The 17,578-nt window shown below is 68.4% G+C and carries 17 protein-coding genes; 8 read left to right on the top strand and 9 right to left on the bottom strand.

Annotated elements, in window-relative coordinates; translation table 11 throughout:
• Window positions 1-95 precede the first annotated feature (95 nt).
• From LC041_RS01520 to LC041_RS01530, 3 genes are all read right to left on the bottom strand, one after another.
• Window positions 96-1,016 (bottom strand): endonuclease domain-containing protein, encoded by a 921-nt coding sequence (locus LC041_RS01520; RefSeq protein WP_226531211.1) that lies wholly within the window; start codon window positions 1,014-1,016, stop codon window positions 96-98.
• A 214-nt stretch (window positions 1,017-1,230) separates the two neighbouring features.
• Window positions 1,231-2,271 carry an LLM class flavin-dependent oxidoreductase gene (locus tag LC041_RS01525; RefSeq protein WP_226531212.1) on the bottom strand — a complete coding sequence of 347 codons (1,041 nt, stop codon included), beginning with the start codon at window positions 2,269-2,271 and terminating at the stop codon, window positions 1,231-1,233.
• Window positions 2,272-2,332: 61 nt separating this feature from the next.
• Window positions 2,333-2,818: a MarR family winged helix-turn-helix transcriptional regulator gene (locus tag LC041_RS01530; protein ID WP_226531213.1), complete on the bottom strand. Its 486-nt coding sequence runs from the start codon at window positions 2,816-2,818 to the stop codon at window positions 2,333-2,335.
• Between the two features lie 79 nt (window positions 2,819-2,897).
• On the opposite strand from LC041_RS01530, the gene LC041_RS01535 reads away from it, so the two are divergent.
• Window positions 2,898-4,076: an FAD-dependent oxidoreductase gene (locus LC041_RS01535; RefSeq protein WP_226531214.1), complete on the top strand. Its 1,179-nt coding sequence runs from the start codon at window positions 2,898-2,900 to the stop codon at window positions 4,074-4,076.
• A 47-nt stretch (window positions 4,077-4,123) separates the two neighbouring features.
• Window positions 4,124-5,854, top strand: a complete 1,731-nt coding sequence (locus LC041_RS01540) for a cation:proton antiporter (RefSeq protein ID WP_226531215.1) — start codon at window positions 4,124-4,126, stop codon at window positions 5,852-5,854.
• A gap of 142 nt (window positions 5,855-5,996) precedes the next feature.
• Here the strand turns inward: LC041_RS01540 and LC041_RS01545 are convergent, their stop codons facing one another.
• The 5 genes from LC041_RS01545 to LC041_RS01565 form a co-directional block, all read right to left on the bottom strand.
• Entirely contained in the window at window positions 5,997-7,424 is a 1,428-nt protein-coding gene (locus LC041_RS01545; protein ID WP_226531216.1) for a dicarboxylate/amino acid:cation symporter, read from the bottom strand.
• A 132-nt stretch (window positions 7,425-7,556) separates the two neighbouring features.
• Window positions 7,557-8,009: a TA system VapC family ribonuclease toxin gene (locus tag LC041_RS01550; protein WP_226531217.1), complete on the bottom strand. Its 453-nt coding sequence runs from the start codon at window positions 8,007-8,009 to the stop codon at window positions 7,557-7,559.
• Complete coding sequence (locus tag LC041_RS01555) at window positions 8,006-8,251, bottom strand: CopG family transcriptional regulator (RefSeq protein ID WP_226531218.1); 246 nt, start codon at window positions 8,249-8,251, stop codon at window positions 8,006-8,008. Before LC041_RS01555 ends, LC041_RS01550 begins: the two co-directional genes overlap by 4 nt.
• A gap of 41 nt (window positions 8,252-8,292) precedes the next feature.
• Entirely contained in the window at window positions 8,293-8,529 is a 237-nt protein-coding gene (locus tag LC041_RS01560) for a helix-turn-helix domain-containing protein (RefSeq protein WP_226531219.1), read from the bottom strand.
• The gene (locus tag LC041_RS01565) at window positions 8,526-9,149 is read right to left on the bottom strand and encodes a hypothetical protein (RefSeq protein ID WP_226531220.1); all 624 of its coding nucleotides are present in this window, start codon (window positions 9,147-9,149) and stop codon (window positions 8,526-8,528) included. Before LC041_RS01565 ends, LC041_RS01560 begins: the two co-directional genes overlap by 4 nt.
• A gap of 176 nt (window positions 9,150-9,325) precedes the next feature.
• Between LC041_RS01565 and LC041_RS01570 the strand changes: the two genes are divergently transcribed.
• The 4 genes from LC041_RS01570 (at window position 9,326) to LC041_RS01585 (ending at window position 13,984) form a co-directional block, all read left to right on the top strand.
• Window positions 9,326-11,857 (top strand): ATP-dependent Clp protease ATP-binding subunit, encoded by a 2,532-nt coding sequence (locus LC041_RS01570; protein ID WP_226531221.1) that lies wholly within the window; start codon window positions 9,326-9,328, stop codon window positions 11,855-11,857.
• Window positions 11,858-12,017: 160 nt separating this feature from the next.
• On the top strand, window positions 12,018-12,518 hold the full coding sequence (locus tag LC041_RS01575) for an amino-acid N-acetyltransferase (RefSeq protein WP_226531222.1): 501 nt from the start codon (window positions 12,018-12,020) through the stop codon (window positions 12,516-12,518).
• 70 nt (window positions 12,519-12,588) lie between these two features.
• Entirely contained in the window at window positions 12,589-13,233 is a 645-nt protein-coding gene (locus tag LC041_RS01580) for a hypothetical protein (protein ID WP_226531223.1), read from the top strand.
• A gap of 340 nt (window positions 13,234-13,573) precedes the next feature.
• Window positions 13,574-13,984, top strand: a complete 411-nt coding sequence (locus tag LC041_RS01585) for a dehydrogenase (RefSeq protein ID WP_226531224.1) — start codon at window positions 13,574-13,576, stop codon at window positions 13,982-13,984.
• A 36-nt stretch (window positions 13,985-14,020) separates the two neighbouring features.
• On the opposite strand, the gene radA is transcribed toward LC041_RS01585, so the two are convergent.
• A complete protein-coding gene (gene radA, locus LC041_RS01590; protein WP_226531225.1) occupies window positions 14,021-15,388 on the bottom strand; it encodes a DNA repair protein RadA in 1,368 nt (455 codons plus the stop codon).
• Window positions 15,389-15,489: 101 nt separating this feature from the next.
• Between radA and LC041_RS01595 the strand changes: the two genes are divergently transcribed.
• Window positions 15,490-16,164: a helix-turn-helix domain-containing protein gene (locus tag LC041_RS01595; protein WP_226531226.1), complete on the top strand. Its 675-nt coding sequence runs from the start codon at window positions 15,490-15,492 to the stop codon at window positions 16,162-16,164.
• The gene (locus LC041_RS01600; protein WP_226531227.1) at window positions 16,151-17,566 is read left to right on the top strand and encodes a cytochrome ubiquinol oxidase subunit I; all 1,416 of its coding nucleotides are present in this window, start codon (window positions 16,151-16,153) and stop codon (window positions 17,564-17,566) included. Before LC041_RS01595 ends, LC041_RS01600 begins: the two co-directional genes overlap by 14 nt.
• Window positions 17,567-17,578: the final 12 nt, after the last annotated feature.

The raw sequence follows: 17,578 nt of genomic DNA on the forward strand, positions 1-17,578 counted from the left end.
CTTGACGGGATCCGCGAAGCGGTGGCGAGATCGAAAACGCACCCCCCTCGGCCTTGGCCGGAACGTTTCTGATCCCGCACCGGATCACGCGGAGATCAGCGCGAGGAAATCGCCCGACGGATGAGGGAGACGAGGGCGGCGCCGCCGTCGCGCAGGTCGAGCTCGGTGACGCGGATCACGATCCACCCGGCGGCTTCGAGGTCACGCTGTCGACGGATGTCCGTGCGCCACTGCTCCCGGCTCGTGCGGTGCCCGTCCCCTTCATACTCGATTGCGATGCGCCACTGCGGATAGGCGAGGTCGACGCGGGCGATCGCGCGGCCGGCAGCCCGGACGATGTGCTGGATCTCGGGCTCGGGCAGCCCGGCGTCGGTCAGCAGCATCCTGGTCTCGGTCTCCTTCGGCGACTCGACTCCGCCGCGGACATGGGGGAGAGCCGCGCGGATGCGCCCGCACCCCGGGAAACGCCCCCACTCGCTGAGACGCTGTTCGATCATCTCGATGCTCACCGAGGGTCTGCCCTCGCGGAGACCGGGGTAGTTGTCGGCAGCGGTGACGAGAGCTTCGAGGGCGACGAGCATCGGTACGCGGGACAGCTCCGCGGCGCAGAGGAAGAGTGCGGCCACGGGATCGACCACCGGTGCCGTTCCGATCGCCCAGGAGTGGGCGCGCCCCGAGGCGACACGACGCCCACGGACGCCGGCGGTGCGTGGGGGAGAGCGGCGCGTGTCCACCGCGACGTCCAGGGGCTCGTCCGGTGTCCAGCGGGCCGGGAAGGGGAGCCCCCAGAGCCGCATGGCGGTCCGCCCGGCGAAACGCTGACCCGATCGCAGCCTCGGCACATAGCATTCCACGTGATCTTGGAACGTCGCGGGCGCATCAACGGCGCGGACGCCGGCATACGGCCGGGTGAGATCACGCGCGGAGTGCCGCTTGCGCCCGACACCCGACGCGTCGGCATGGCGGACGGAGAAGCGGGGGCCGAGCTCAGCGGGGAGCGGGATCCGGTGGCGCATCCGCCCATGGTCGCGCGCGTGCGTCCGCTCTGTGCCGTCCGGCATCCTTGCGGTCCGGTAGCTGTGGACAACTGTGGCTTGTGGAGAGCGCTCGCCCCGGATGCGGGATCAAAAACGCGCCTCAGGACGCCCGGGAAGGTGCGTTTTCGATCCCGCAAGCGGGCGCGGGCGCGGGCGCGGGCCGCGGGGACGGGGCGCGGGCGGGGGCGGGGGGTTAGAGGGCGGTGGCGATGAGGTCGAGGGACTGGGCGCGGCCGAGCGGGGAGTCCTTCGGCTCGGACTCGTACGCGCCGGCGACGGGAGAGAGCATGACCTCGTCGACACCGTGGCGTTCGGCGAAGGCGCGGACCTCCGCGGCCACACTCTCGCCCGTGCCGACGAACCAGCGCGAGCGGGCCGCCTGGACGACCTCTTCCGTCTGGGGGTCCGTCTCCGCGGCGAGCGCCTCCTCCACGGTCTCGAGCGCTCGCAGGGGCTGGTTCAGTCGCAGTCGTGCCATCATCCGCAGTTGCGGCAGTGCGCGGGCCTCCGCTTCCTCCGAGGTGGGCGCGGCAACCGCGTTCACGGTGAGGAACGTCCGCGGTTCCGGGTGCTCCTCGCTCGGGCGATAGCCGGTGCGGTACAGGTCGAGTGCGCGCTCGAGGCCGTGTCCCGAGAAGTGGTTCGCGAAGACGTAGGGCAGCCCGTGGGAGGCTGCGAGCTGGGCGGAGTAGTCGCTCGATCCGAGCAGCCACACCTCGGGGGCCCCGATCGCCGCCGGGGTCGCGCGCACGGTGTACTCCCCGCCCGAGGTGAAGCGTACGGTGGCGCCTTCACCGGAGAGGAGGGCGGCGATGTCCTGGACGTGGCGGGGGAACTGCTCGACGTCGCTCGTGGTCCCGGAACCGCGGAGCAGCTGCGTGATCACCGGGTCGCTGCCGGGAGCGCGCCCGAGGCCGAGGTCGATGCGCCCCGGTGCGATCGCCTCGAGTGCCGCGAACTGCTCGGCCACGATGAGCGGTGCGTGGTTGGGCAGCATCACTCCGCCGGACCCGAGCCGCAGGCGGGTCGTGCGTGTTGCCGCGGCGGCGATCAGCACCGGCGGCGTGGTGGAGGCCACAGCGGGCATGTTGTGGTGCTCGGCGAACCAGTAGCGGCGATAGCCGAGGCGGTCGGCGGTCTCCGCGAGGGACAGGGAGGAGGCGATGGCCTCGGCGCTGGTCTGGCCGGTGCGGACGGGGACGAGGTCGAGGACGGAGAGGGCTGTAGCGGGCATCCTCTCGTGCAACGCCTCGCGGTGCGGCGTCATTCCCCTTGGAGGTGGCGGTGTCACCCTTTCAGGAGCGAACCGTGTCGCGGAGCGCCTCGACCGCTTCCTTGTTCACGCGAGCCGCACGTTCGAAGAGCTCGTTCGCGAACTCGATCTCCTCGTCGGTGAGGGTGTCGAGATAGTCGTTCCATCGCTGCGCCACCCGAGCGTACACATCCCCGACGCGCGACATCACCGCTTCGGGGACCGCGGTCACGATCACTCGGCGGCGATCGGTCTCGTCGCGTGTGCGGGTGACGAATCCCGCCCGCTCCAGACGGTCGATCATGGCGGTGATGGCGCCGCCCGCGCTCAGCCCCGTGCGGGTGGCCAGCTCGCCCGGGGTGGCGGGGCCTTCGCTCAGGAGGAGACCGACCGCCTGAAGGTCGGTGCCGTTGAGGCCGCCCGAACGCGCGACCGCCTCCTGGAAGAGGACTGCCCTGGCCATGAACTCCCGCATGACCTCGCCCTGCCGTGAGATCGCCGCAGCGCGTGTTGACGATGGTTTCGACATCCGATATTCTCTCTAAATACGAGAGACTCGCTTTTAGAGACTCTCTACCTCTCTCTCAGACTATCGAAGGGACCTCCCCATGCCCAGGGCGATCATCATCGGCGGTGGCGTCGCAGGGCCGGCGACCGCTCTGTTCCTCCAGCGTGCAGGGTGGGAGGCCGAGGTCTTCGAAGCGCGCACCGAACCCGGCGCGTACGGCGGCCTGTTCCTCAACGTGGCCACCAACGGTCTCGCCGTGCTGGACAGGCTCGATCTCCGCGACGCCCTCGTCGCCGACGGGCACCTCTGCCCGCGCATGGTGATGCGCAGCGGGAAGGGGCGCACCCTCGGTGTCGTGCCGAACGGACCCGCCGGTGATCCTGGGCGAGGGAGCGTGGTCGTCCGCCGGGCGCGATTGCACGAGGTGCTGCGCGAGGGGGTCGAGGCGGCCGGCGTCGCGTACGCCTTCGGAAAGCGGCTTGAGCGCATCGAGGAGCGGCTGGATCGGATCGTCGCGCACTTCGCCGACGGCAGCACCGCGGAGGGCGACGTGCTCATCGGAGCGGACGGGGTGGGATCGCTGGTGCGCACGGAGATAGACCCCGACGCGCCTGCGCCGGCAGGGAGCGGTCTGATCAGTGTCGGAGGCTTCGCGCGGGTTCCCGGACTCGACCCGACCCCTGGCGAGCAGTACATGGTGTTCGGAGCGAAGTCGTTCTTCGGCTATCTGGTGCGCGACGACGGCACGGCCTACTGGTTCGCGAACGTCACGGATCCTGGCATGACGCGCGCCGCGATCGGGGCTTTGACGGGGGCGGAGTGGGTGGCGAGGTTGCGGGAACTGCATGCCGATGACCCGTATCCGGTCCCGCAGATCCTCGACCACGTCGTGGGGGAAGTCGGTGCGTACGCACTGTCCGATCTCACGCACGTGCCCCACTGGCACCGGGGGCGGCTCGTGCTCGCAGGCGACGCGGTCCATGCGACGTCGCCGAGCGCCGGGCAGGGCGCCTCTCTCGCTCTGGAGGACGCGATCACCCTTGCGCGCCACCTCCGCGACGACGACGGACATGAGAACGCGTTCGCCGGATACGAGCGGGAGCGGCGTCCGCGCGCGGAGGAGGTCGTCGCGTACGCCCGGCAGGTCAACAGGCACAAGCGGGTGACGAGATCGCGATGGGGGATCGCGCTGCGCGACGCCATGTTGCCGCTCTTCCTGCGTTCAGCGGCGTCCGACACTCGAAACGATCACCTCTACGATCACGTGATCCCCTGGTGAACTGACCCGGCACCGGGCGGCCGACGGGCTTCGGTAGCGTTGCCCCCATGGAAGCAGCCATCTTCTACGTCCTCGTCGGGTCCGTCGCCGTGGCCGCGTTCGCGCGTTGGAGAGGGTGGCCCGCACCGCTGCTCGTGACCGTCGTGGCGCTCGCCGCATCGTTCCTGCCGTTCGTGCCCGACCTGAACATCGACGGCCACCTGCTGCTCAGCCTGGTGCTGCCGCCGCTGCTGTACTCGGCCGCGCTCGACGTCTCGTTCGTCGGCTTCCGGCGCAGCCTGCCGCAGATCCGCCGGCTCGGCATCTGGCTCGTGCTGCTCACCGCCATCGCGGTGGGGTTCGTGGCCTGGTGGCTCCTGCCCGCGCTGACCCTCCCCGGGGCGTTGCTGCTCGGAGCGATCGTGGCTCCGCCGGATGCGGTGTCGGCCGCGGCGATCGGCCGCCGTCTCGGACTGCCCCGGCGCATCATGACCGTGCTCTCCGGGGAGAGCCTGATCAACGACGCGACCTCACTCACGCTGTACCGGGTGTTCGCGGCGATCCTCGCGGGCGCGACGCTGACCGTCTGGGACGGCATCTGGCAGTTCCTCCTGGCGGTCGGCGTCGGCGTCGGCGTGGGTCTGGTGTTCGGAATCGGCCTGCACCAGTTGCGCACCCGCATCGGCGACCCGGTCGTGATCGGGACGTTCGGGCTCCTCGCCCCGTTCGGTGCCTACGCGATCGCCGAGCACCTGCTCGGATCCGGCGTGCTCGCGGTCGTCGCCATGGGCCTCTACGTCGGCTACAACTCGCCGCGCACCGACTACACCACGCGGCAGCAGGAGAAGCCGCTGTGGCTCTCCGCGGATCTGCTGCTGGAGAGCTTCGTGTTCGCGTACATCGGGCTGCAGTTCCCTCGCGTGCTCAGCGACCTGGGCAGCGAGTCGGTCGGGCGGATCCTGCTGCTCGCCGGAGCGGTGCTGCTCGTCGTGCTCATCGTGCGACCGCTCTACATCTATCCGACCAGTGCGTGGGCGAACTTCCAGGATCGCCGGCGGCTCGAACGCTGGGATCGCGGAGTTCAGACCGAGGAATTCGAGAAGCGGCGCAGGAAGTCCCGTCGCTGGGGGGACTACTCGGCCGAAGAGCTGCGCAGCCATATCGTGCGTGAGCGGATGGCGGGGCTGCAGCTCAGCTGGAAGGACAGCGCCGTCATCTCCTGGGCGGGGATGCGCGGTGTGGTGACTCTCGCGATCGCGGTCGCCGCAGCCGACCTCGCGACCCTCGACACCGAGGCGTCGCACGCCATCGTCGTCGTCACCTTCATCGTGACCGTCGGCACGTTGCTGATCCAGGGACTCACGCTCCCGCTGCTGATCCGTGGTCTCGGTATCGCGAGCGACATCGACGAGGAAGAGGACCAGGAGGCGCTCGCCGCCGTCCGGGAGAAGAGTCACGAGGCCGGCAAGGCGTACCTCGCGAAGAAGCGGGTCGAGTGGGAGGGGAAGTACGGCGAGGTCGACCTCGGAGTCTTCGACGCCTTCACGAAGCGGATGACCCGGGTCGAGAAGGACACCGACGCGGTGCAGAAGGTGGAGGATGCCGTGAACCGGCCCTCGTACGAGGACCTGGTGGCCTTGACCAAGGGCTGGTTGCAGGTGCGGCGCGAGATCCTCCTCTCCGAGCGCGATGCCGGCAACCTCGATGAAGAGGTCATGCGCGAGCTGATCGCCGCGATGGATGCCGAAGAGCTCGCGCTCGACACCCGCGGTGCCACGCGCCCGCAGAGCCGCGCCTGACTCCCGCCCCTCCTCGTCCGCCGCTCGTCGCCGGCTCGCTTTCGCCGAGACCCACCGTCGTCGTCGAAACCCATCCTCTGCGACGTGTGCCGCGGTGGGGCTCGGCGAGGCGGGTGGGTCTCGGCGTGCGGATCAGGGAGGGTCAGCGGGCGGTGACCGGCTCCTTGTCGGAGGAAGCGTCCGACTCCGGAGCGCCCTCGTCGTCTCCCGAGTCGTCCGCGAAGGGGAGCCCCTCGCGGGGAGCGTTGTAGAGCTCCTCGTCCAGGATGCCTTCCCGTTTTGCGACGATCGTCGGGATCAGCGCCTGGCCGGCGACGTTGACCGCGGTGCGGCCCATGTCGAGGATCGGGTCGATCGCGAGCAGCAGTCCGACGCCTTCCAGCGGCAAGCCGAGCGTCGACAGCGTCAGCGTGAGCATCACGACGGCGCCGGTGGTTCCTGCGGTGGCGGCGGAACCCACGACGGAGACGATCACGATCAGCAGGTACTGCACGAAGTTCAGTTCGATGCCGAAGAACTGAGCCACGAAGATCGCGGCGATGGCAGGGTAGATCGCGGCGCAGCCGTCCATCTTGGTCGTTGCGCCCAGCGGCACGGCGAACGATGCGTAGGAGCGGGGCACGCCCAGGTTGCGCTCGGTGACGCGCTCGGTGAGGGGCAGCGTGCCGATCGATGAGCGGCTGACGAAGGCGAGCTGGACGGCCGGCCAGACGCCCGAGAAGTACTGTCTGATCGACAGGCCGTGCGTGCGTACCAGGACCGGGTAGACGACGAAGAGCACCAGCGCGAGGCCGATGTAGACCGCAGCGGCGAACCATCCGAGGGACGCCAGCTTCTCCCAGCCGTACTTGATCACAGCCGACCCGATGAGGCCGAAGGTGCCGATCGGGGCGATGCGGATGATCCACCACAGCACGCGCTGGATGACCTTCAGCAGCGACTCGGTGAAGACGAGGAACGGCTCGGCCTTCTTCCCGGCTTTGAGCGCGGCGATGCCGATGACCGCGGCGACCACGATCACCTGGAGGATGTTGAAGCCGACGCTCGACGAGAAGGTGCCCTCGGCCGCGCCGGGCGAGGTGCTGACCGTGAGGCCGAGGAAGTTCTGCGGGATCAGTCCGAGGAGGAAGTTCCACCAGGTGCCGACCGTGTACGGGTCGCCAGGCTCGAGACCGTCACCCGCGCGGTTGCCGGGCTGGATCACGAGTCCGAGGACGATGCCGATGATGACGGCGATGAACGCGGTGATCGCGAACCAGAGGATCGTCTGACCGGCCAGACGGGCGGCGTTCTGGACCCGGCGCAGGTTCGAGATGCTGGCGACGATGGCCGTGAAGATCAGCGGGACGACGGCCGCGCGCAGCAGGGTGACGTACGAGCTGCCGATCGTGTCGAGGGTCGCGGACAGGCCGGTCGGGTTCTGGGCGGTGGCGCCGAGTTGGCGGCCGATCAGACCGGCAGCGATGCCGAGGACGAGGGCTGCGAGGATCTGGAAGCCGAAGGACGTCAGCAGCTTCCGGACCGGTCCGCGGGTGTCAGGCGCCTTCTGCGCGCGTGCGGTGGTGCTCATGGGGTGGGAACTCCAGGATTCGTGGTGCGCCGGGTGCGCGCCATGAGGCACCACGCTAGGGCTGCCTGAGAATTCCCTGGGTGGATATGACGAAGGATGACGGGGTCGTGCCCCATCCCGACGACCGTAGGGTCAACGGGAGCCGTGGGCGCGAGTGTCCATCGCTGGATCGAACCATCTGAGGTCGGGGAATCGTCCGAATCCGCGGTCGCGTGTGGCGAGGCGTGCGCCGTTCGCCAGAGTCAGCGCGGCGATGTACGCGTCAGGGACGAGGTTTCCCCGGATACCCTGATCGACCGCGGTGAGAGATTCGAGCCGGTTCCAGGACGGTGCCCCCGCCGTGAGCCACTGGGTGCGCGGTGCAGCGACGAGGCTGCGGGCGAAGGTCATCGCGGCGTCGATCGGTGCGGGGACGGTGGTGATCCGGGGGTGAGTGACGATGCGGACGAACCCGCTGAGGATGGTGTCGGAGACACCGATCTGTTCGCGGACCAGGGTCTCGTTCAGCCAGGGCGCGTAGGTCTGATGCTCCGCGGAGTCGGCGCGGAAGGCGTAGACGAGGATGTTGACGTCGGGAACGATCATCGGATCGGACCCTCGTCCAGCGCACCCCACAGGGCGTCCCGGTCATCGATATCGACGAGGAACTGCGACGTGCGCGGGTCTCCGAAGGTCGGCAGGGGCTCAACGGGCGCAGCGGCCGGGCGCTTCGCCAGGTGCTCGCGCAGAGCCTCTTCGATGAAGCTCGTGAAGGTGCGGCCCTCCGCCGCGGCGCGTGCCTTGGCCTCGGCCGCGAGCGCCTCGGAGAGGTTCAAGGTGGTTCGCATGCAGACAAGCATACGCCGGTGCGCAGACATCTGCCTCCCGGTCAGTGCCCGGCGAGGACGAGGAGATCGCCGACCTCGCAGTCCAAGGCCTCGCAGATCGCGCGCAGCGTCGAGTAGCGGATGGCGCGGGCGCGGTCGTTCTTCAGCACCGACAGGTTCACAATGCTCACCCCTACGGCGGCGCTCAGCTCCGTCAGTGTCATCCCTCGATCGGCGAGCAGCTCGTCGAGCCGGCAGTGGATGCCTGTGAACTCGTCGTCACTCTCGGCCGGGCTCACACCAAGCCCTCCGTCTCCTTCTGCAGGCGTCGACCGATCTCGAAGACACCGGCGACGAGGGCGAGGGCGAACGCCCAGCCGACCGGGGCGAGGTCGAACTGCACCAGCAGCGTCCACAGCACGTCTTCGACGCCTGGATCCGCGGAGGCCAGGTCCTGGACGATCATGGCCCGTCCGATCCCGCCGGCCAGCTGCCCGAGGAGGGCTCCGGCGACCATCAGGCAGGCGGCGATGCCGAAGATCCACCCGAGCGAGGCGCGGAAAGGGCGTGAGCGGATGAGGGAGACGCCCAGCCACCAGACGCCCGCGCACAGCGCAATCGTGGCGAGCGCCGGGAGGGCGACCTCGAGGAGCAGCATCCAGCGAGCGCCGGTGGCCACCGTCGAGAACGTGACGAGTGCGGAGTCGACCGTCGCCGCGCTCACGCCGGAGATGTCATCGAGGGCTGTCAGGTCGACGCTGTGAACGGGCATGAGAATCGCGGGGGCTGCGCCGAAGAGCTCGGATGCGGCGGACGAGACGGCGACGACAGCGCCGATCCCGACGCTGACAGCACCGGTGGCGATGAGCCCGAGGGTGATCCCGTCGGCGAGTGAGGGGCGTCCTTCTCTGGTGAGCATCGCTGTCTCCTGAGGGTTGGGGGTTATCGACATTCGTTAACATAACGATTGTCGATAACTCGGTCAACCCCCGGTATGCCCACGGCGAACACGGGCATACAGGCCCTGCGTGGTGGTTACTCTCGATGTACAAGCGCTTCACGCGTCTTCGCCCCGTGCGAATAAGGAGTCACAGCATGTTCGAGAGATTCACGGACCGAGCCCGTCGAGTGGTCGTCCTCGCCCAAGAAGAGGCGAAGATGCTCAACCACAACTACATCGGAACCGAGCACATCCTGCTCGGCCTCATCCACGAGGGTGAAGGCGTCGCAGCCAAGGCCCTCGAGAGCCTCGGCATCTCCCTCGACGCCGTGCGCGAGCAGGTGCAGGACATCATCGGCCAGGGTCAGCAGCAGCCGACCGGGCACATCCCGTTCACCCCTCGTGCCAAGAAGGTGCTCGAGCTCAGCCTTCGCGAAGCCCTGCAGCTCGGACACAACTACATCGGCACGGAGCACATCCTGCTCGGCCTCATCCGCGAGGGTGAAGGCGTCGCCGCTCAGGTGCTCGTCAAGCTCGGCGCTGACCTCAACAAGGTTCGCCAGCAGGTCATCCAGCTGCTCTCCGGTGCCCCCGGGCGCGAGCCCGCCTCCGTCGGTGCGCAGACCAACGACTCGCCGGCCGGTGCCCAGGGCGGCTCCGCCGTGCTCGACCAGTTCGGCCGCAACCTCACCCAGGCCGCGCGCGACAACAAGCTCGACCCGGTCATCGGGCGCGAGAAGGAGGCGGAGCGGGTCATGCAGATCCTCTCCCGCCGTTCCAAGAACAACCCCGTCCTGATCGGGGAGCCCGGCGTCGGCAAGACCGCCGTCGTCGAGGGGCTGGCCCAGGCGATCGTCAAGGGCGATGTGCCCGAGACGCTCAAGGACAAGCAGCTCTACTCGCTCGACCTCGGTTCGCTCATCGCCGGATCCCGCTACCGCGGTGATTTCGAGGAGCGTCTGAAGAAGGTCACCAAGGAGATCCGCACGCGCGGCGACATCATCGTGTTCATCGACGAGATCCACACTCTCGTGGGTGCGGGTGCCGCCGAAGGCGCGATCGACGCGGCCAGCATCCTGAAGCCGCTCCTCGCCCGTGGCGAGCTGCAGACGATCGGTGCCACGACGCTCGACGAGTACCGCAAGCACTTCGAGAAGGATGCGGCCCTCGAGCGCCGCTTCCAGCCGGTGCAGGTCAACGAGCCCACGCTGCCGCACGCGATCAACATCCTCAAGGGACTGCGCGACCGCTACGAGGCGCACCACAAGGTGCAGATCACCGACGGTGCCATCGTGGCCGCGGCGAACCTCGCCGACCGGTACGTCTCGGACCGCTTCCTTCCGGACAAGGCCATCGACCTGATCGATGAGGCCGGCGCACGCCTGCGTCTTTCGATCCTGTCGAGCCCGCCCGAACTGCGGGAATTCGACGAGAAGATCGCTGCGGTGCGCGAGCAGAAGGAGATGGCTTCCGAGGAGCAGGACTTCGAGAAGGCCGCCTCCCTGCGCGATGAGGAGAAGAGCCTCCTCGCCGAGCGTCTTCGTCTCGAGAAGCAGTGGCGTGCAGGCGACGTCGCGACCTCCGCGGTCGTCGACGAGGGTCTGATCGCCGAGGTGCTCGCGCAGGCCACCGGCATCCCCGTCTTCAAGCTCACGGAAGAGGAGTCCAGCCGGCTCGTCTTCATGGAGAAGGCCCTGCACCAGCGCGTCATCGGTCAGGAGGAGGCGATCGCCGCTCTCTCCAAGACGATCCGTCGTCAGCGTGCCGGTCTCAAGGACCCGAAGCGTCCCTCGGGCTCGTTCATCTTCGCCGGCCCCACGGGCGTCGGGAAGACCGAGCTCGCCAAGGCGCTCGCCGAGTTCCTGTTCGACGACGAGGCCGCGCTGATCTCGCTCGACATGAGCGAGTTCGGCGAGAAGCACACCGTCTCACGTCTGTTCGGTGCCCCTCCCGGGTTCGTCGGATTCGAGGAGGGCGGGCAGCTCACCGAGAAGGTGCGGCGCAAGCCGTTCAGCGTGGTGCTCTTCGACGAGATCGAGAAGGCACACCCCGACATCTTCAACTCGTTGCTGCAGATCCTCGAAGAGGGTCGGCTCACCGACGGTCAGGGTCGCGTGGTCGACTTCAAGAACACGGTGATCATCATGACCACCAACCTCGGTGCGCGTGACATCGCCGGTGGTCCGGTCGGCTTCCAGATCGAGGGCAGCAATGCCACGACCTACGAGCGGATGAAGGGCAAGGTCAACGAGGAGCTGAAGCGCAACTTCAAGCCCGAGTTCCTGAACCGCGTCGACGACATCATCGTGTTCCCGCAGCTGTCGAAGGATGAGCTGGTGCAGATCGTCGATCTGTTCACCAAGCGCCTCAGTGAGCGTCTGCTCGACCGCGACATGACCATCGAGCTGTCGCAGGCCGCCAAGGAGCGTCTCATCGAGATCGGCTTCGACCCGGCGCTCGGCGCCCGACCGCTGCGTCGCGCGATGCAGCACGAGGTCGAGGATCGGCTGTCGGAGAAGATCCTGCACGGCGAGCTCAACCCCGGCGATCACGTGAAGGTCGATGCGAAGGACGGGCAGTTCCTGTTCGAGCACGGCCCGCGCGGTGAGAAGGTCGCGGTCGGTGTCAACACCGGCGGCGGCGCGATCGCCGGCACTCCTGACCTGGCCGTCGCCAGCGGCGAGTAAGCCACAGGGGCGGATGCTGCGGCATCCGCCCCTGTTTGTGTCTCCGGCAGTGCGAAAACCCAGACCAGATGCGATCCGTGCGGCGCGTCTTGCCCCGACGCGCCGCGAGACGAGCGGGCGGTCTGGGTTTTCGCAGGGTCGGGGGTCCTAGGCTTGTGGCGTGAGCGAGTACATCGTCCGGCCGGCGCGCAGCGCCGACGTCATCGGCATCCGCAACCTGCTGCAGCCTCTCGTGGAGCAGCGGATCCTGCTCGGCAAAGATCTCGCGGTGCTGTACGGCTCGGTCCAGGAGTTCGTCGTGGCCGAGGCCGACGGCGTGCTGATCGGCTGCGGCGCGCTCCACGTGATCTGGGAGGACCTGGGCGAGGTGCGCACCCTGCTCGTACGGGACGACTGGCTGCACCACGGTGTCGGCCGGGCGATCGTCGACCGGCTCGAGGAGACGGCGCGGGCGCTCGGTCTCTCGCGCCTGTTCTGTCTCACCTTCGAGGTCGAGTTCTTCAGTCGTCGGGGCTTCACGCCCATCGGGGAACAGGTCGTCGACCCCGATGTGTACTCCCAACTGCTGCGCAGCGGTGACGCCGGTGTCGAGGAGTTTCTCGACCTCGCCCACGTCAAGCCCAACACGCTCGGCAACACGCGCATGCTCAAAGTGCTCTGAAGTGCTTCCCGCACAGCGACCGTCCGTCGGTCTCCCGGGTTGCGCGGGTGCGATCGCTTAGCCTGGAGACATGCCCCGTCGTTCCGCAGCCGTCTACCGTCGTCGTCGACTGGTCGTCATCGGCGGGCTCATCCTGCTCGTCGCCGCCATCGGCGTCGGTGCGTGGCTGCTGATCGCCAAGCCGTGGGCTTCCGCCGAGACCGGCCCGCAGCCGTCGGCGTCCTCCGCGGAGACCTCCACGCCGTCGCCTTCGCCTGCGACGACGTCGCCTTCGCCGGATCCGTCGGCCTCGCAGACCCCGGCGATCGTCGCCTGTGAGGCGAAGGACGTCGAAGTCGCCGCCGTGGCCGATGCCGACACGTACGCCGCGGGCGTCCTGCCCCAGCTCTCCATCTCCCTGACCAACAAGGGGACGAAGGACTGCACGATCGACGTCGGGTCGACCACGCAGGTGTTCACGGTCTCCAGCGGTGCGGACGTGTGGTGGCGCTCGACGGACTGCCAGACGGACCCGAGCAGCATGATCGCGACCCTCACCGCGGGGACGACCGTCGTGAGCAAGGATCCGGTGACGTGGGACCGGACGCGTTCGAGTGTGGAGACCTGCGACCAGGAGAACCGTCAGCGCGCACCCGGCGGGGGGGCTTCGTACCACGTCGAGGTCTCGATCGGCGGCTTCACGAGTCCCAGCACGGTGCAGATCCTGCTGTACTAGCGGTCTCCGCTCTTCGAAGCGATCCCGGCAAGGTGCATTCGAATAACGCGGTGCTTCGCTGTATCGGGTGCGAATCTCCACGTTGTGCACGCTGTCGGCGCCGTGATGCTGACAGGTGCGCATCTTTGGGATACCATTGAGGTGACTCTCCGCATCATGCGGCACAAGCCATCCCCAGTGGCGTCGAACTACAGCGTCCCCAGCGCTTCGACACCGCCGCTCGAGAGTCCGAGGGCCCTCTCGAGTACCCCAGTCCCCAATGTGGGACTCGAGAGGGCCCCAATCGTCTCCGCGGTCGATTCCGCACGCCGCACCCGCGTGCCGTGAATAAGCTGGAGTCATGGCAGCGAAGAAGGCGAAGAGCTCGAAGAAGAAGCCCGCACCCGAGGACTTCCGCTCGGACGCTCTGGCCCAGGCTCTCGAGAAGCAGGATGTCGCTGCGGTCGCGCTCGCGTTGCGCCACGGGACCACGGTCGTGCCGCTGATCACCCCGGGTGCACGGGACAATCCTCTCGACAGTGGAGAGGTATGGACCTACCGGGACCCGAAGACGGGGGATCTGGCGTTGCTGCTGTTCAGCGATGCGAAGAACAAGCCGGCGAACCTGCCCCCCGGCGTCGGGATCTACACCGCGGACTGGCTGCGCGGGTTCCTCTCCGCGCACCCGATCACGACGGTGTTCCTCGACATCGCCGGCCCGCACCCGATGCAGGCCGATCCTGTCGAACTGCTCAAGGCGCTCGACGCCTGAGGCGGTCTTCGTCACGCCGCGTGGCCTCCGGCCGAATCAGAACGGCGGGATGTCGCGGTCGGATCGGCGTGAGGTGTTGCGCGCCCGCACATCGCCGAGCGCGGCGCGGAGGGTTTTCGACCGATCATCGACGACCTGCTCGTAGCCGAGTCGCGCCGCCTCGGACCGCCGCTGAGCTGCCTGGGTCACCGGGCGGATCTCGCCCGCGAGGCTGAGCTCGCCGACCGCAGCGACGGTGCGTGGCACGGCGATCTGCTGGATGGATCCGGCCACCGCGATCGCGATGGCGAGATCGGCTGCGGGCTCGGTGAAGCGCACACCCCCGACGGTCGAGACATAGACGTCGAGAGTTCCCGTCGGGATTCCGGCGCGGCGTTCGAGGATCGCCAGTACCATCGCCACACGCGAGGAGTCGAGGCCGTGCACGATGCGGCGCGGGTTGGGGGCGTTGCTGGGCACCGTGAGGGCCTGCACCTCGACGGGAAGCGCGCGACGGCCTTCGAGCGAGATCGCCACGCAGGTTCCGGGCTCGGTCGCGCCCTGGGAGAGGAAGAGCCCCGAGGGGTCGGGGACCTCGGCGATCCCGTCGCCCGTCATCTCGAAGCAGCCCACCTCGTCGGTCGGACCGAACCGGTTCTTGAGGGCCCGGATGAAGCGCAGCGACGTCTGGCGGTCGCCTTCGAAGTGGCAGACGACGTCGACCAGGTGCTCGAGGACCCGGGGACCGGCGACCTGGCCGTCCTTCGTGACGTGACCGACGATGATGATCGGCAGATCCCGGTCCTTCGCCACGCGGATCAGGGTCGCCGCGACCTCGCGGACCTGGCTCGGCTGACCTGCTGCGCCGTCGATCAGCGAGGAGGAGACGGTCTGCACGGAGTCGACGATCACCAGCTGCGGCTTCACCTCGTCGATGTGACCCAGGATCGTCGCCAGGTCGGTCTCACTCGCCAGGTACAGTTCGTCGTGCAACGCCCCCGTGCGCTCGGCGCGCAGGCGGACCTGCCCCGGAGACTCCTCGGCGCTCGCATAGAGCACCCGTCGCCCGCCCCGCGCCGCCTGGGCGGCCACCTCCAGCAGCAGGGTGGACTTGCCCACGCCCGGCTCACCGCTGAGCAGGATCGCGGCGCCGGGGACGACCCCGCCCCCGAGCACGCGGTCGAACTCTCCGACGCCGCTCGATCGCCGCGGCGCCTCCTGCGTCGTGATCTGCGTGATCGGTCGTGCCGTCCGCTCCGCGCTCGGTGCGACCGGACCCACCCGGCGGAGGATGCCCGTCTGCGCGGCCTGTTCCTGGACCGTGCCCCACTGCTGACACTCCCCGCAGCGTCCGACCCACTTCGCGGTCGTCCAGCCGCACTCCGTGCAGACGTAGGCGGGAGCAGCGGGTTTCCGGGTGGCCATGCTCTCAGGCTATCGGCGGGATCAGACATCCCTATCGGCCAGGTGTTTATTCACGGCCCGTACCTCTGGGTAAACCGGGGATCTCACGGAATACTGGTGACATGGCCAACGGCGGGCCCGTCTGCGGGCCGATCTCGAGCTACTCCCGGGTGCGGATCCTGCACTTGCTCTTCGAAGCGGGGACGTCGACGAACCGAGCCGCGGTGTCGATCGCAGAGCTGTGCGAGGCGACCGGGCTCCACGCGAACACGGTCCGCGAGCACCTGCAGCGCCTCATCGAAGGCGGCTACGTGATCCCCACCATCGAGCACCGCACCACCAGGGGGCGTCCGCGAACGCTGTACAGCGCGGCCACCGGAGCGCCCGGCGCCTCCAGCCCCGTCGCACGGGACAAGGCCAAGGCGGCCGCGCGCCGCGGCGACCTGATGCGCAGCATGCTGCCGGACTCGGCGCCCGACCTCGGCCGTGAAGCCACCTATCAGCTCGACGCGCTCGTGGAGCACCTGGAGGAGAGCGGCTTCGAGCCCGTGGTCGACGACCGCCGGCTCACGGTCGACCTCAGCCCGTGCCCGCACGCGGCAGGTCGTTCCGAAGACCGCCCGATGCTCTGTCGCGTGCACCTCGAGCTCATGCAGAGCGTGTTGAACGAGGCCGGCGGACCGCTCGAAGCCGAGTGCGTCCGCGATGCCGTCCTCGCATCGGACTGCACCGTCCAGCTGCGCGACAGCACGAGGCAGCGGCAGCACAGAACAGGAGTCGTGCATGGAATGGCTTGATCCGCTCGCGCTCGCCCGATGGCAATTCGGGTTGACCACGGTCTATCACTACCTCTTCGTTCCCCTGACGATCGGCATGGCGCTGGTCGCTGCGATCTTCCAGACCGCGTGGGTGCGCACCGGCAAGGTCCAGTACCTGCACCTGACCCGCTTCTTCGGCAAGATCTTCCTCATCAACTTCGCGATGGGCGTCGTCACCGGCATCGTGCAGGAGTTCCAGTTCGGCATGAACTGGTCGGACTACTCCCGCTTCGTCGGTGACGTGTTCGGTGCTCCGCTCGCTTTCGAGGGCCTGCTGGCGTTCTTCTTCGAAGCGACCTTCATCGGCCTCTGGATCTTCGGGTGGGACAAGCTCCCGCAGAAGCTGCACCTGGCGACCATCTGGTGCGTGTCGATCGGCAGCATCCTCTCGGCGTACTTCATCATCGCGGCCAACGCCTTCATGCAGAACCCGGTCGGGTACACGTTCAACCCCGAGACCAACCGGGCCGAGCTCACCGACTTCTGGGCGCTGCTGACCAACCCGGTCGCGCTCGCCGCGTTCCCGCACACGATCTTCGGCGCGCTGATGTTCGCGGCCGGTGTGATCATCTCGGTCTCCGCCTGGCACCTCGCCCGCGGGCAGCACTTCGACACCATGCGGATCTCGCTGAAGTTCGGGCTGTGGGCGATGATCTTCTCGACCGCGGGCGTGGTGCTCACGGGCGACCAACTGGGGCTGGCGATGTATGCCGCGCAGCCCATGAAGATGGCCGCGGCCGAGGCGACCTTCAACACGGTGTGCGGGCCCGAGGCCTCGTTCAGCCTGTTCACCCTGGGCACGCCGGACGGCAGTTCCGAGCTGTTCTCGATCCGCGTCCCCTACCTGCTCTCGCTGCTCTCGACGCACACGCTCGACGCGTGCGTGCACGGCATCAACGACCTGAACGCCGAGTACGCCCAGACCTACGCCTCCACCGGTCTGACGGACTTCGCGCCCATCCTGTGGGTCACCTACTGGGCGTTCCGCTGGATGATCGGCCTGGGCATGGCCGCCGCGCTCGTGGCCGTCGCCGGCCTGTGGCTCACCCGCAAGGGCGCCAAGAAGCCCCCGGCGCCGTGGATGTGGAAGCTCGCGATCTGGTCGTTCCCGCTCGCGCTCGTCGCCAACATCATGGGGTGGGTCTTCACCGAGATGGGCAGGCAGCCCTGGATCGTGTTCGGTCTGATGACCACGCAGGACGGCGTCTCGCCGGGCGTCAGCGGAGTCGAGGTGCTGATATCGCTCATCGCCTTCACCGCGATCTACGCGGCGCTCGCCGTCGTCGAGGTCCGACTCATCGTCAAGGCCGCGCAGAAGGGCCCGGACACCGACGAACAACCGCATGAAGACACGGCCCAGCTGCCGTCGGTCGTCTACTGAGAGGGAGGAGCA

Source organism: Microbacterium paraoxydans (assembly GCF_020524545.1).
In the GTDB taxonomy this organism is placed as follows: domain Bacteria; phylum Actinomycetota; class Actinomycetes; order Actinomycetales; family Microbacteriaceae; genus Microbacterium; species Microbacterium paraoxydans_C.

Excerpts from the sequence above, each read along its gene's own strand:
- LC041_RS01520 (WP_226531211.1), bottom strand. The coding sequence starts at position 1,016 with ATGCGCCACCGGATCCCGCTCCCCGCTGAGCTCGGCCCCCGCTTCTCC.
- LC041_RS01525 (WP_226531212.1), bottom strand. The coding sequence starts at position 2,271 with ATGCCCGCTACAGCCCTCTCCGTCCTCGACCTCGTCCCCGTCCGCACC.
- LC041_RS01530 (WP_226531213.1), bottom strand. The coding sequence starts at position 2,818 with ATGTCGAAACCATCGTCAACACGCGCTGCGGCGATCTCACGGCAGGGC.
- LC041_RS01535 (WP_226531214.1), top strand. The coding sequence starts at position 2,898 with ATGCCCAGGGCGATCATCATCGGCGGTGGCGTCGCAGGGCCGGCGACC.
- LC041_RS01540 (WP_226531215.1), top strand. The coding sequence starts at position 4,124 with ATGGAAGCAGCCATCTTCTACGTCCTCGTCGGGTCCGTCGCCGTGGCC.
- LC041_RS01545 (WP_226531216.1), bottom strand. The coding sequence starts at position 7,424 with ATGAGCACCACCGCACGCGCGCAGAAGGCGCCTGACACCCGCGGACCG.
- LC041_RS01550 (WP_226531217.1), bottom strand. The coding sequence starts at position 8,009 with ATGATCGTTCCCGACGTCAACATCCTCGTCTACGCCTTCCGCGCCGAC.
- LC041_RS01555 (WP_226531218.1), bottom strand. The coding sequence starts at position 8,251 with ATGCGAACCACCTTGAACCTCTCCGAGGCGCTCGCGGCCGAGGCCAAG.
- LC041_RS01565 (WP_226531220.1), bottom strand. The coding sequence starts at position 9,149 with ATGCTCACCAGAGAAGGACGCCCCTCACTCGCCGACGGGATCACCCTC.
- LC041_RS01570 (WP_226531221.1), top strand. The coding sequence starts at position 9,326 with ATGTTCGAGAGATTCACGGACCGAGCCCGTCGAGTGGTCGTCCTCGCC.
- LC041_RS01580 (WP_226531223.1), top strand. The coding sequence starts at position 12,589 with ATGCCCCGTCGTTCCGCAGCCGTCTACCGTCGTCGTCGACTGGTCGTC.
- LC041_RS01585 (WP_226531224.1), top strand. The coding sequence starts at position 13,574 with ATGGCAGCGAAGAAGGCGAAGAGCTCGAAGAAGAAGCCCGCACCCGAG.
- radA (WP_226531225.1), bottom strand. The coding sequence starts at position 15,388 with ATGGCCACCCGGAAACCCGCTGCTCCCGCCTACGTCTGCACGGAGTGC.
- LC041_RS01595 (WP_226531226.1), top strand. The coding sequence starts at position 15,490 with ATGGCCAACGGCGGGCCCGTCTGCGGGCCGATCTCGAGCTACTCCCGG.
- LC041_RS01600 (WP_226531227.1), top strand. The coding sequence starts at position 16,151 with ATGGAATGGCTTGATCCGCTCGCGCTCGCCCGATGGCAATTCGGGTTG.